The sequence below is a fragment of the Paenibacillus sp. FSL H7-0323 genome, from assembly GCF_038002725.1.
GTDB lineage: Bacteria > Bacillota > Bacilli > Paenibacillales > Paenibacillaceae > Paenibacillus_AQ > Paenibacillus_AQ odorifer.
Genome location: NZ_JBBODB010000001.1, coordinates 3,633,381 through 3,646,641 on the forward strand (window position 1 = coordinate 3,633,381; position 13,261 = coordinate 3,646,641).

The window sequence follows — 13,261 nt, forward strand, 5'->3', positions numbered from 1 at the left end:
GCCTACATAGTTCTTAAATATGGACCATGTTTCTATCGGTCATAAACTCTTAAGATGGGGATGCAAGATGAAACGACATTGTCATCCTCGTTTGATGACAGCCGTTCTCGTGGAAATATATCTCATAAAAAAGGTGGGTTTTTGATGAAAGGTAAAGGAATAAAGCTAGCACTTATGAGTCTAATGCTACCAGCTCTGCTGGCAGGCTGCGGTGGCGGAAATAACAATGCGAAAGCTACCAATGCACCTACAAATGACAAGGCCGAAGCTACTGCCGAAGCAACAGCTAGTGCAGGGGAAAACACACCCGCCGAAAAAATCACACTGAAGTTCTTCACCGCGCTCGCGGATCGGGCCAATGGTTCAGGTAAGGTAGAGCAAGACATTATCGATGCTTACATGAAAGAGAACCCTAACGTCAAGATTGAAGTGGAAGCGCTTCAAGATGAGCCTTACAAATCAAAAATCAAAGTGTATGCCTCCAGCAATCAGCTTCCCGATATCATTCAAGCCTGGGGTCAGCCCTCCTTCCTGAGTCCGCTGCTGGATAACGATCTGCTGCTTGAACTGAACAGTGCTGACTTCGAAGGTAATCAGTTTGTGTCCGGATCCATGGACGGCTTCAGTAAAGACGGTAAGCTTTACGGCTTGCCGCGTGGTGCCGACTACATGGTGATGTACTATAACAAAAAAATATTTGCTGACAACGGCATCGAGGTGCCAAAAACAACAGATGATTTGCTTGCCGCCGTCAAAACACTTCGTGCCAAGAAAATTAACCCGATCGCTATGAATGGTATGGACGCTTGGACACTGCCTATCTGGTATGAATTTGTAGCCCAACGTCAGACTGGCGATTTCAATACAATGGATGAAGCTGTGGCACGTAAAATATCCTTTACAGATCCTAGTCTGGTTGCAGCTGCAACTGAAATGCAGCAATTCGCCGATGCTAAAGGTTTTGCCGATGGCTGGCTGACTGCCGATTACGGTGCTGCACGCAACTTGTTCGGACAAGGGCAAGCTGCCATGTTCTTTATGGGCGCTTGGGAGTCGGGTCTGGCAACAGACGAGAACTTCTCTGAAGAATTCCGCAATAACGTAGGTGCTTTCGCATTCCCAGCTTCAGCTAAAGGTAAAGCAACCGATGATGCCGCTTGGTATGGTGGTGGATATGCAGTCAGCAAAAACTCCAAACATGCTGAAGCCGCTGTTGATTTCTTGAAATATTTCTTCGCTCCAGAGCATTGGTCTAAAATGCTATGGCAAGCTGGCGCGGGTACACCTGCGCAGCAATTCGATCAATTCCTAACGGGTAACGAAACCCAGCTGCAAAAAGAATTGATTGAAGTGTTCAGCTCCATGACCTCTTCCAGCGGTACTCCACTGCAGGATGTGGGTGACGATGAGTTCAAGCAAAAGGTAATGGAGGCGCATCAAAGCCTGCTTTCTGATGCGATTACCCCTGAAGAATTCGCCAAAGCACTGGATGCTGCATCCGATAAATTCGCTGGTAAATAAACCAGAGAACTAAAAAAAACATGAACCTTAGCGCTCCTGAAGTAACCTTATAGATGGCAGTGCGCAAACCCCGGCTTCCCCCAGAGGCCGGGGTTTTGTTTTCGAAAAAATGTATACACCGATCTGAAATTTACGGCATGTTCCGGTGCCTGGCTTCCCGTTACGATGGTAATAGATAGATTACTCTTTAAAAGGACGGAGATTTCCATGCACAGAGTGTTAAGCGACAAAAAAGCGATTTTCTTACTCATCGCACCTGGACTGTTCCTATTTGCTTTTATGATCTGCATCCCTATCTTCATGAGCGCTTATTACGGTTCTACGGATTGGGGCGGGATCGGCAAATACAATTTCATCGGCTTTGATAACTACCGCGAAATTCTATTTCATGACAAAGTGTTCTGGAGATCGCTGGTCAACGCCCTGCTCCTGACCGCCGCCACAGTATTTTTACAACATCCCTTTGCCATTCTCATGGGGATATTCCTAACCAACTCCGGCAAATACGAAAAAATATTCCGGACGATCTTTTTTATCCCCGCTGTAATTTCCGTCGTCGTTACAGCCAAGCTGTGGACCGGAATTTTCCATCCGAACTACGGACTGCTTAACAAGCTGCTAAGCGGAGTTGGATTGGACGCACTTACGCATGATTGGCTCGGTGATCCGAAGACAGCCATCTGGTGCATCATCATTGTTGTTATGTGGCAAGGCTTTGGGTATGCACTGCTGCTGTATTATTCAGGTCTGCAAGGCATTCCGGAAGATTTAAGCGAAGCCGCAAGAATCGATGGCGCCAACAACTTTACCCTCTACACGCGTATCATCATTCCGCTGCTTTCGCCGATGATGCGGGTTGCCATCATCATTGCCGTCACCACCTGTCTTAAGCAAATGGAAACCGTATTCTTAATGACCAACGGTGGCCCTGCAAATAGCACACAGTTCCTAGGGAACTATCTGTACAAAACCGCCTTCTCATCATCGCTATACGGCTATGGTAATGCCATTTCCATTCTGTTTATTGTGTTCTGCCTGATCCTAACCGTTATCCTCAACAAGATTTTAAAGAAAGATATCGGAGAATTTTAAAGAAACCCTGTAACCGGAGGAAATCCTATGAATAATTCCTTATCGCCTGCCGCTTCACCCCCTAAGCTAAACCTTCACAAACAAGAACGCAGAAAGCCTACAACGGGCAAAATCCTAATGATGGTGTTCCTATGTATCATCGCGTTGATTCAGTTATTTCCGCTTATTTGGTTGATCGATTATTCCCTGCTCAAGAGCGGTGAGTTCTTTGGAAGCTCATTTCTGAAATGGCCCTCTCCACCCCAGTGGGAGAACTATCGAAACGCTTTTACCTACGGGCGTGTGCCACGTTATTTCGCCAACAGTCTTATCATTACAGTGATAACTGTTATGCTCTCTGCGCTGGTGTCCCTGATGATGGGATATGCGTTTACCCGGATGAAATGGAAGCTAAGTGGCATTGTCCTCTCTCTAATCATGTTAGGCATGATCATCCCGATTCACGCCACATTGCTGCCAAACTTCATTCTGTTTAACAAGCTTGGGATGCTGAACAATATGTACACATTGATTTTGCCTTACTCAGCCATTGTCATCCCCATGAGTGTCCTGATTATGACCGGGTTCCTGGAGACCATCCCACGGGCTATTGAAGAGTCCGCCGTTATTGATGGCAGTGGCATTTACGGGTTAATCTTCCGTATCATCCTGCCCATCACCAAACCCGCGCTGGCAACCATCTGTGTGCTCAACTTCATCAGCACGTGGAATGAATTCATTATGGCGAACACCTTCCTCACCTCGGAAGATCTTAAGACAATTCCCTTCTCCATTATGAAATTCACTGGTGAGTATTCATCCAACTATGGTGCACAGTTCGCGGTTATGACGATCATCGCTATCCCAACCATCCTGATCTACCTGCTCTTCACAGAACAGATGACCAAGGGAATTACCGCTGGAGCGGTTAAGGGCTAACACAATAAACTTAATCCTAACAACATTAAAAGGCTGACAAGACAGGTTTCGTACCCGTCTTGTCAGCCTTTATTCATTCTTACTAATATCTCTTACGGTCGTTGCCAATCCTCCCTCAGCCATTCAACCAAGAGGAGCTCTGGCACATTCACTTTATTAACTTCGGCATAGTCTCTCACCCGTTCAAGCAAACGTCCCGCGGTTCCAGCACTAACCTCTAAACCATGTGCGTTCAGTACATGTATGATTCCACCACTTCCGGAATGTTTACCTAACACAAAATGATGTGCTCTCCCCACCTCTGTGGGATCAAAGGTCTGGTAGGTGGCTGTTTCTTTCAACAAACCGTCAACATGTATCCCAGATTCATGTGTGAAGGCGAGTGATCCGACGATTGGTTTGGCATCGCCGACACTTCGGCCCGAGGCTGTGATCACCCTATCCGCCAGCCCCTTCAAACACTCCGGACGTACGCTGCTCTCTCCGCCATAAAGATAACGCCAAGCCATTACTACTTCTTCCATTGCTGCATTCCCGGTACGTTCACCAATCCCTGCTACCGTAGTGCTTGCCCAGACCGCACCCGCGGCAATACCGCTAAGTGTGTTTGCAGCCGCAAGACCAAAATCATTGTGGCAGTGTACCTCAAGCTCTACATCTACAGGAACAGCACTAAGTAATGTGCTTACCCGCTCTGCCATTTGACCCGGATGATGAGCAGATACCGTATCTGCATAACGGAACCAACGAATGCCTTCTTTATATAATGTATTTACCAGTTCAACCAGGTACTCCATACTTGCCCTTGAAGAGTCCTCCATCCCCACCGACACAGTCATTCCTAGCCGTTGACCATATTCCGTCGCATGCAGTAATCTTGTCAGACCTTTGGCAGGTGTTAAACCTAGCTTACCTTGTAATTGAATTTCCGAGACAGGGATCGATACATGACTCCAGTTCACACCCGTCGCCCAAGCTTTGTCGATATCACTTTCCAAAGCCCGATTCCAAGTCATCATCTTCATAGGTAGACCTAAATCAGCGATAGCCGCAATATCTTCTTGCTCTTGCTTGCCCATGGCAGGAATTCCTACCTCTGCTTGCTCCACTCCGCATTCCGACAGCAACCTTGCGATTTCCAGCTTTTCTTCCCTCGTGAATGAAACTCCAGCCGCCTGTTCACCATCCCTAAGTGTCGTGTCACATAGCCTGAGACTTTTCACGGTTTACCTTCCTCTCCGCAGCAAGTGCAATTCGGATTACGGGTAATATGGACGCTGTAACAGGCGAAGTCGAGTGAATTGAAGCGATGCATTACGCCCGCATAAGTCGTCCCTACCCTTGTAACCCATTTTACGGCTTCCAACGCAGCCAGACAACCCGCAATTCCGGAGGTTGCTCCCAATACTGGAAAGCCAAACGGTTCCCATTCTGGATTCACATCCGGATAAAGACACTCTAAGCAAGGGGTTTCACCAGGTATAACCGTTGTTAGTGAAATCTCAAATCCATACATCGCCGCCTCTACCATTGGCGTGCCGGTTTCTACACATAGGCGGTTCAACGTATATCTTTCCGGAAAATCATACCGTGCATCAATCACTATATCGGCTTGTTCTACCCAAGGTTTTGCCATATTATATTCAATCTTCGAATTAAATCCTTCCATTTCAACATTTGGATTCAGACGTTTTAGCTGCTGAATGGCTGTGCTCATCCTTTCCATACCTAAATGATCACTGTCCATCAATATCTGTCGATTTAAATCTGGAGGCACAATGTTTCCTTCATGCGCCAAGATCAGCTTGCCGATTCCGGCAGCAGCTAAATAAAGTGCGGCAGTGCCTCCAAGCCCTCCAATTCCAGCAATCATCACTGTAGCTTCTTTTAGCGCTTTCTGCCCGCCCTCTCCAAGCAGCTTCAATTGGCGAGCGTATCGTTCCAGTTCGGTGCCGCCTATAAGCTGCTCCATGTTGCTCCCTCCCTGTGGCTGAGCTGCATCATTGGAATCTAACCCTCCAGACCATCCGTTCCATAAAGAGCTGTCATTTCATTAAATTTATCCATAAAGGCTAACCCTTCTTCTACACAAGCAACGCCGTAGCGAATTACTTTCTCCTCAGAGGTAAAAGGAAACGGAAAACCTGCTCTCAAGCTTTTTAACACAAGAATAATCCGATCACTATATAAAAGAGCACGCCCAAATCCTTCCCCGTTTATTTCAGATGAACTCTGAACCAGAACCCCACTCTTCTCCTCGATCACGCCCGCCACCGCCTGAAACAAGAGAGGAACCTGCAAACGGACTTTTGGAGAAACCGCGCAGTTAAAATCAGATTTGTTCTTATCTTCAGCGGAAGCGAGAAACAATCGTTCGATCTTCTTCTGTGGTGAAAGAGAAGCATGTCTTCCAAAAAAGTCTTCTGTATCAAGCAATTGACACAACCGCCGTATGAACATCTTTGCTATATCTTTATCCAGCTCTTTCTCCGTGGTTCGACTACGGCGGTTTAATACTGCCGCTTCCGGAGCAACCCGGCCCATTAATGCAGCACTCTCATTAGCTATGGGATCCATCTACACTCGCCCCTTCCGCTTCATTTTCAGCATGTAATACCTTGGCTAGCCACATTGGTGGTTTGCCCTGTAGCATTTCAACAATCCGCTTCACTTGCTCATCAATAGGACTGCCTGGTGGAACCTTTACTGGCATAATTTTATGACGTGTGACTCTTGCCGCTGCTGAGGCTCCAATCTGCATGATGAATATTAGCGTGCAATCCTCTACCACCTCCAGACGACTCTCTATTTTGCCTGCTTCATCCTGATTGAGAATCGTTGGCAGTTTACGAAGACCTATAAGCTCCCCGCCACTTTTGGTAACTTTATAAATTGCGAACATCGGACTCTGCCCAAAATGGGCATTCACTCTAATTCCATCCTCTGTAGCGAATGCTACTTTCACGATGTTCCTCCTCCCTTCGCATTAACAGATTCGCCGCTTTATTCGTCCACTCCATCGCTCCCCGATACCCTACAGAAGTGGCCATATAAGCACCAAGCTCATTCCAAACGGGAAATCCAGCCGCCATAAATGCTGCATCTAACCGCGCCGCTCCATTTATCCCATGTGAGTTACCGATCCATAAATCTGCACCTTTACCCAAAAACTCAACATCATCCAGATCACCGACCCATACCTCTCGTTCCATCTCAACCACCAAAGGAGTTTCATAGGAAGTGACCAGGGCCTTTTGCTCCACCCCCAGCTCTTCGAGCCAAGAAGATACGGTATACAAATGATCTGGCTCCAGCGCAACAAGTGCAGACATTCCCGCAAATTGAAAATGAGCATCCAGCATGCTATCCAATAAATTCTCTCGTTGCCAGCAATAACGAAGCTGTACCGGCTGCCCGCTAATTTGATGCAGAAATTGCAAAATATCATCCGTTGCTTTAAGCCCCATAGCACTCTCGAATACTTTGTAGGGAGTTCCCAGCGCATTATGCAGTCTTCTAGCTGGACGCTCCATACTTCCGCCGATGGCAAGGGTTAGACCCGAATGCAAGCTTTGCAGCATCGAATCTAGAGGCACCCCACCTCTTGTTAGCGGTGAAAATCCTGTCAGCAGATGCCCAGACAAAGAGGTCGATATATCAGGTACAGCGATTACCTCAAAACCGAAGGAGGATATCATTTCTTTCAGCTCCATCACATCACCCGGCGTCAGAAACGATCCCGGCAAGAGGGTAATCTGACGTGAATTCACACTCCTTGAACCCCGATGGCCTACCTGCTGAATCATCTCATCAAGCATCGCCTCCACGGTAGAACTGAACCCCGATTCCAATGAACCACGAAAGTCAGGTAAGGTGACGGAAAAAGCAAGCCCACCCCGCATGTTCCGCTCCCTTTTATAGGTCTTGAGCATGGATTGATAATCCACTCCAGCCACATCCGTCAGCTCAGTCCCAATAATGCCTATAATGTCTGGTCGGTGTTTACTGAGTATGGTATTTAGAGCTTCCTCTAAATTACGATTCGCATCAAAGATTACATCCATCTCCTGCAAAGCAGAGGTCTGTACGGCTATAGGCTCGCGAAAATGCCGGGTAAGCAGCGCCTTCGGAAATGCGGAACAACCTTGCGCGCCATGCACAATAGGCAATGCCTTGTAGCAACCCTGAAATGCCAGTACGGAACCAAGGGATTGACCGATTTTGATTGGATTAACTGAAGTAGGTTTACTCCTTTTGTTAACGGTCATAGGAAGGTTCCTCCTTATCCCAGGGAGCGGCACTGGCAGCCAGCTTCCAGATTGGATTAGCAAGAGAATACGTCAGCTCCTTAGCCAGCCTTAGTAAACCTTCGTAACCAGCATAGGCCTTGTGTCTTTCTTGATTAATATCGATAAACGGAATCTGCTCTTTCATTGCCACATACATATTCCGTCCGCCAGCAATCATAATATCTGCCTTACGATCCCGGACGGTTTTGATAATTCGGCTTGCCCCGCCCTCCGGGATATATTCGGTGTCATCACCAACACGATCCGCTATACGCCGTACATCATCTTCCGTGCTTTTGTTCGTGCCTACACCTACCACCTGAACGCCTAACTCCTTCAGTGCGGAAATAATCGACCAGCTTTTTACTCCACCCGTATAGAGAACTGCTTTCTTTCCTTTAAGCAGCTTGCGGTAGGGCCGCAGCTCCTGAATCAGTCTGCTTTCCTCTCGTTCCGTCAACCGATCCACACGCCGCTCCATCTCACGGTCATTCAGCAAATAAGCCATTTGACGTAAGGAATAAGTTGTCTCCTTGGCCCCATAGAAGGAGCCTTCGAAATAAGGAATGTGGTATCTTGCCTCCATTTCTTTTGCCAGACCTAACAATGCACGGCTGCACACAACCATATTCACTTTTGCATGATGTGCCCATGTAATTTCCTTATATCTTGCATCCCCTGTAATTCTGGACATTAGCGTAATTCCAACACTCTTCATTAATTTCTCGATATCCCACATTTCACCCGCGATATTGTACTCCCCAATCAAATTCACACCTAAAGGAATCTCAATCTCTGGTTCACCTGTGCCAATTACATATTGTAGCAGCGCTTCACCAGCCAGCCGATTTCCAAGATTCTTACTGCCTACGAATCCGGGGCTGTTCACGGGGATCACAGGAAGCCCCAATCTGCCTGCCGCTTCCTTGCATACCGCATCCAAATCCTCGCCAATCAATGCTGTCACACAGGTCGCATATACAAATATTGCCGGAGGCATAAAGCGCCCGGCAATATAGTCAATGCTATCTTTCAGTTTCTTTTCTCCGCCAAAAATAATATCGTTATCGTTGAGATCTGTAGTGAATCCGTATTGTGAAAGCGAAGGCCCGCTTGACAAAGCCCCTCTACTTTCCCAGCTATTCCCGGCACAAGCAGCCGGCCCATGGACAAGATGCGCAGCATCCATGATCGGCAGCAGCGTGATTTGGGCTCCGTCAAAGGAGCAGCCCCCAGCCGCTTCGCCCGGCTTGGGGCGTGGACATGGTTTCGATTTCGGAGTTAAGCTCCCGCAAGCTTGCGCGTCGAATACATCGTTTCTGATGGACTCCATCGTACCACCTCCCGTAACTGAATACTCCTTACGCTTAAAATGCTCAATTATTCAGTGTCACTACGATAAATATTGCACTTCCGGCCGCTCCCCAACGCTCGGCTCCGTATGAGGACGAGGGAATGAATCGGAAGTATACGATTCGGCTTAACGTTCTCCTACTAACGAACAAGATCGTGGTTGAAGCCAGATGAATCCTCATCCAACCCCTGCAGAATTGTATTTACTATAGTAGTTAACAAGTTCAAGGCACCTTGATAACCGATAATCGGATAACGATGCAGATGATGGCGGTCAAAGACAGGGAAGCCTACACGGATCAAAGGAACGTCGGCATCTTTGGCAGCAAATTTAAGATGAGAGCTTCCAATGGCAAGATCCACAGGATCATCAATCAGCAGAGAGCGCATATGCCACAAATCATTTCCGATATGAACCGTCGTTTCTGCCCCGTAGGGGCTGGCAGCAAGCAGAGCTTTCGCTTCTTCTTTAAATCCGTTTTCCCCATTGGAGCACACAATATGAATAGGCTCTATACCCACTTCCAGACAGAATTCAATCAGGCCGATCAGCAAATCCGGATCGCCAACTAAAGCCACTCGTTTGCCATGCAGATAAGGGTGGCTATCGAGCAAAGCATCCACTACCCGGCCACGTTCTTCCACAAGCTCAGGCGGAATGGGCAATCCCGTTAATTCACTGATAGACTCTATTAGCCGATCTGTGGCATGAATGCCCAGCGGAGTCGACATCGCAACGGTCTGTTGTTTCCATGTGCCGCTGATGTATTCCAATGTTTTTTTGACAGAATATTTCTGAAGTGAAAGAGTTCCCAACGCATTAGCTGCCTTCGGCACATCCGCCAGCTTCGTTCCCCCATAATAATAGGAATATTCTCCCGTAGCCGGGGAATCAAAATTTCCGCTGTGGTCACCAAGGAAGGTGTAGCCTGTATCAAACGCGGCAAGGATTTTTCGAATTTCCGCAAAATTCCCCGTATAAGGCTCAAACCCTAAAATGACATTCAGCTTCTCTCCAGTTCCCTCTCCACTGCCAGGGGTAGCTTCAATCCCAGAGCGGATGAACAAGGTACTGAGGATGGACTTTAACATGGAATCGTAACCTGTAATATGTGATCCGGAAAAACTTGGCGTGTTGGCGTAGGGCACTGGAATTTCGTTCGAAATTGCATCCTTCTGGCGGGCATTGGATATAAAAGCCTGCAGATCATCCCCTATAACCTCAGCCATACATGTAGTGGATACAGCTATCATCTCTGGCTTATAGAGCGCCACACTATTTTCAAGACCATCAATAAGATTGTTCATCCCTCCAAACACCGCACCATCTTCTGTCATAGAGGAAGAAACTGCGGGGGTCGGCTCCTTGAAATGACGGCTTAAATGACTACGAAAATACGCAGTGCAGCCTTGAGAGCCATGTATAAACGGCAGAGTTTTTTCGAATCCCAGCGCAGCCATCAAGGCTCCTAGGGGCTGGCATGCTTTATGAGGATTAACTACCAGTGAGGTGCGGGCAAAATTCTTATCCTTATATTCAGACGACTTCGAGTAGGCTAATGCTTCTGCTGTCTCTTGCTCACTGCAGGGTGCCTCGAATGCTTTTTTCCCTTCACGTTGCTTCACATAGGGTTCAGTTTGAAATAATGTGTTGTAATCTGGGATCTCCAGTTTGTCCCTCATACGCCCGCCTCCTTTTTAGGGAGTGATCCTGTTTTCCCTGAATTGATCAAGCTCCACACTGGGCTGTTAATGGTCATGTCCATGTCCTTAGCAAAAATCTTAAACCCATCATAGCCATGGTAAGGACCACTATAATCCCAAGAGTGCATTTGCCGGAAAGGAATACCCATCTTGTGATACACATATTTCTCCTTCACACCCGAGCCCATCAGATCAATATCAAGTCTTTGCGCAAGCTCTTCCAGCTCGTAAGCGGTTGGATCATCGTAGATAATAGTGCCTTCCGGAAGTTCAGGAAATGTCTTCTCGTAATCATCCTTGTGAGCGAACTCATAACCTGTGCCCACCACCTCCATCCCCAGATCCTCATAAGCCCCCAGTGTATGGCGAGCACGTAATCCGCCTACCAGCAGCATGACCTTTTTACCTTCCAGCCGGGGTTTAAATTTAGAGATAATCGCCTCCATTTGTGGCGTGTACTTAGCGATGACTTTCTCGCAGTTTTCCTGAATATATTCATCAAATCTTGCGGCGATGGCTCGAAGGCTTTCAGCGGTTTTGGTCGGCCCGAAAAAGTTGTATTCCAGCCAAGGAATCCCATATACTTTCTCCATCGTCGTTACCATATAGTTCATGGAGCGATGACAGTGAATCAAATTGAGCTTCGCCTTATGCGCGATCGCCAATTCATTGATGGTTCCATCCCCAGACCACTGCGCAATAACACGCAGACCCATTTCCTCCAGTAAAATGCGTGAAGCCCAAGCGTCCCCACCGATGTTATAATCTCCGATAATATTAATATCATAAGGACCACATTCCGCAAGCTCCTTCTTCCCCATCAGAAAATCACGGATCGCATCGTTAGCAATATGATGACCCAAGGATTGGCTAACCCCACGGAACCCTTCACAACGAACGGGAATGATCGGGATACCTAGCTCGATAGACATTTTTTTGGACACCGCTTCAATATCGTCTCCGATTAGCCCCACAGGACACTCTGATTGGATCGAAATTCCTTTAGCCAGTGGGAACATTTCTTTAATTTCACGGCAAATGACTTCAAGCTTCTTGTCACCGCCAAATACAATATCTGTCTCCTGAAAATCACTCGTCACCTGCATAGCCGTAAAATTATCAATGCCCAGTGTTCCGTTGGCATAATTCCGTCTTGTTCCCCAGCTATATTGCCCACAACCTACAGGACCATGGCTGATATGCACCATATCCTTGATCGGGCCCCAGACCACGCCCTTCGAACCGGCATAAGCACATCCTCTTTGGGTCATAACCCCCGGACGGGACTTCATATTCGATTTGATGGCGCATTTGCCACAGTTTATTAACTCTTCATTATTGATTTCAAAATGCTTCTGACGATCCTTCCGTGCCTTTTCCGGGTAAGCCTCAAGAATCTCTTCGAGCATCTTTTGGTTATCTTCGATATTAAGCCCCATTCTGAACCCTCCTCATCCCTTAGAGTGATCCGGTGAACAGCCGTCTCTCCACTCCTGTTCACCGGACGAACCTAATTATTGGCCAGATGCCTGCAGCTTTTTCAGCGCCGTCTCTTCATCCTCAATCACACCAAATTCCATGAGTAAATCCTCCAGCTCTTCCATAGAAATCGGGGTCGGGATTGTCATCATATTGTTATTCAGGATCTTTTCTGCCAAAATCTCATATTCTCTCGCTTGCTGATGATGAGGATTATATTGGGCCACGGTCATTCTTCTCAGCTCTGCATGCTGAACCACATTATTCCGCGGGACAAAATGGATCATTTGTGTATTCAAACGGCGTGCCAGCTCCATAATGAGCTCATCCTCACGGTCCGTATTACGACTGTTGCAGATCAGACCGCCCAATCTTACGCCACCGCTGTTGGCATACTTTAGAATTCCGCGCGCAATGTTATTGGCCGCATACATAGCCATCATTTCCCCGGAGCATACGATATAAATTTCCTGTGCTTTATTCTCACGGATCGGCATTGCAAATCCACCGCATACCACATCACCAAGTACGTCATAGGATACAAAATCCAATCCTTCATAAGCCCCTTGCTGCTCCAAAAAATTAATAGCTGTAATAATCCCGCGGCCGGCACAACCCACACCCGGTTCAGGTCCACCACACTCCACATTAAGAATGTCGCCATATCCCAACTGAACTACATCCTCGAGCTCCAAATCCTCAACCGTTCCTCTTTCTGCTGCCAATTGGAGCACTGAATTCTGAGCTTTAGTGTTCAAAATCAGCCGTGTGGAGTCCGCTTTAGGATCACAGCCTACGATCATTGTTTTTTGACCAAATTTAGTGGCGAGCTGCGCCAAAGTGTTCTGCGAAGTTGTGGATTTACCGATACCGCCCTTACCGTAAAAAGCTATTTGTCTCATCAT

At 47.3% G+C, this 13,261-nt stretch carries 12 protein-coding genes; 3 read left to right on the plus strand and 9 right to left on the minus strand.

The genetic code is table 11. The features are described 5' to 3' along the window. Nucleotides 1-144: 144 nt before the first annotated feature. From MHH89_RS16540 to MHH89_RS16550, 3 genes are all read left to right on the plus strand, one after another. Entirely contained in the window at nt 145-1,521 is a 1,377-nt protein-coding gene (locus MHH89_RS16540; protein ID WP_076129193.1) for an ABC transporter substrate-binding protein, read from the plus strand. A gap of 207 nt (nt 1,522-1,728) precedes the next feature. Further along, nucleotides 1,729-2,613, plus strand: coding sequence for a carbohydrate ABC transporter permease (locus tag MHH89_RS16545; RefSeq protein ID WP_036679565.1), 885 nt, complete (start codon nt 1,729-1,731; stop codon nt 2,611-2,613). Between the two features lie 27 nt (nt 2,614-2,640). Beyond that, nucleotides 2,641-3,531, plus strand: a complete 891-nt coding sequence (locus MHH89_RS16550) for a carbohydrate ABC transporter permease (protein WP_036679567.1) — start codon at nt 2,641-2,643, stop codon at nt 3,529-3,531. Between the two features lie 92 nt (nt 3,532-3,623). On the opposite strand, the gene MHH89_RS16555 is transcribed toward MHH89_RS16550, so the two are convergent. The 9 genes from MHH89_RS16555 to nifH all read right to left on the minus strand — a co-directional run bounded on the left by MHH89_RS16555 (nt 3,624) and on the right by nifH (nt 13,261). Beyond that, the gene (locus MHH89_RS16555) at nt 3,624-4,754 is read right to left on the minus strand and encodes a homocitrate synthase/isopropylmalate synthase family protein (RefSeq protein WP_280753694.1); all 1,131 of its coding nucleotides are present in this window, start codon (nt 4,752-4,754) and stop codon (nt 3,624-3,626) included. Then, nucleotides 4,751-5,503 (minus strand): HesA/MoeB/ThiF family protein, encoded by a 753-nt coding sequence (locus MHH89_RS16560; RefSeq protein WP_076279960.1) that lies wholly within the window; start codon nt 5,501-5,503, stop codon nt 4,751-4,753. Before MHH89_RS16560 ends, MHH89_RS16555 begins: the two co-directional genes overlap by 4 nt. Before the next feature lie 38 nt (nt 5,504-5,541). Beyond that, nucleotides 5,542-6,108, minus strand: a complete 567-nt coding sequence (locus MHH89_RS16565) for a DUF269 domain-containing protein (protein WP_076279961.1) — start codon at nt 6,106-6,108, stop codon at nt 5,542-5,544. Next, nucleotides 6,092-6,496, minus strand: coding sequence for a NifB/NifX family molybdenum-iron cluster-binding protein (locus MHH89_RS16570; RefSeq protein WP_076218880.1), 405 nt, complete (start codon nt 6,494-6,496; stop codon nt 6,092-6,094). The genes MHH89_RS16565 and MHH89_RS16570 overlap by 17 nt, the downstream gene beginning before the upstream one ends. After that, complete coding sequence (gene nifN, locus MHH89_RS16575) at nt 6,462-7,799, minus strand: nitrogenase iron-molybdenum cofactor biosynthesis protein NifN (RefSeq protein ID WP_076218881.1); 1,338 nt, start codon at nt 7,797-7,799, stop codon at nt 6,462-6,464. The genes MHH89_RS16570 and nifN overlap by 35 nt, the downstream gene beginning before the upstream one ends. Continuing rightward, nucleotides 7,789-9,153, minus strand: a complete 1,365-nt coding sequence (nifE, locus tag MHH89_RS16580; RefSeq protein ID WP_076218882.1) for a nitrogenase iron-molybdenum cofactor biosynthesis protein NifE — start codon at nt 9,151-9,153, stop codon at nt 7,789-7,791. Before nifE ends, nifN begins: the two co-directional genes overlap by 11 nt. A gap of 161 nt (nt 9,154-9,314) precedes the next feature. Further along, the gene (gene nifK, locus MHH89_RS16585; protein ID WP_076308822.1) at nt 9,315-10,856 is read right to left on the minus strand and encodes a nitrogenase molybdenum-iron protein subunit beta; all 1,542 of its coding nucleotides are present in this window, start codon (nt 10,854-10,856) and stop codon (nt 9,315-9,317) included. Beyond that, entirely contained in the window at nt 10,853-12,316 is a 1,464-nt protein-coding gene (nifD, locus tag MHH89_RS16590) for a nitrogenase molybdenum-iron protein alpha chain (protein ID WP_076279964.1), read from the minus strand. Before nifD ends, nifK begins: the two co-directional genes overlap by 4 nt. A 75-nt stretch (nt 12,317-12,391) precedes the next feature. Beyond that, nucleotides 12,392-13,261, minus strand: coding sequence for a nitrogenase iron protein (gene nifH / locus MHH89_RS16595; protein ID WP_256717248.1), 870 nt, complete (start codon nt 13,259-13,261; stop codon nt 12,392-12,394).

Excerpts from the sequence above, each read along its gene's own strand:
- nifN (WP_076218881.1), bottom strand. The coding sequence starts at position 7,799 with ATGACCGTTAACAAAAGGAGTAAACCTACTTCAGTTAATCCAATCAAA.
- MHH89_RS16560 (WP_076279960.1), bottom strand. The coding sequence starts at position 5,503 with ATGGAGCAGCTTATAGGCGGCACCGAACTGGAACGATACGCTCGCCAA.
- MHH89_RS16565 (WP_076279961.1), bottom strand. The coding sequence starts at position 6,108 with ATGGATCCCATAGCTAATGAGAGTGCTGCATTAATGGGCCGGGTTGCT.
- MHH89_RS16545 (WP_036679565.1), top strand. The coding sequence starts at position 1,729 with ATGCACAGAGTGTTAAGCGACAAAAAAGCGATTTTCTTACTCATCGCA.
- nifE (WP_076218882.1), bottom strand. The coding sequence starts at position 9,153 with ATGGAGTCCATCAGAAACGATGTATTCGACGCGCAAGCTTGCGGGAGC.
- nifK (WP_076308822.1), bottom strand. The coding sequence starts at position 10,856 with ATGAGGGACAAACTGGAGATCCCAGATTACAACACATTATTTCAAACT.
- MHH89_RS16540 (WP_076129193.1), top strand. The coding sequence starts at position 145 with ATGAAAGGTAAAGGAATAAAGCTAGCACTTATGAGTCTAATGCTACCA.
- nifH (WP_256717248.1), bottom strand. The coding sequence starts at position 13,261 with ATGATGAGACAAATAGCTTTTTACGGTAAGGGCGGTATCGGTAAATCC.
- MHH89_RS16550 (WP_036679567.1), top strand. The coding sequence starts at position 2,641 with ATGAATAATTCCTTATCGCCTGCCGCTTCACCCCCTAAGCTAAACCTT.
- nifD (WP_076279964.1), bottom strand. The coding sequence starts at position 12,316 with ATGGGGCTTAATATCGAAGATAACCAAAAGATGCTCGAAGAGATTCTT.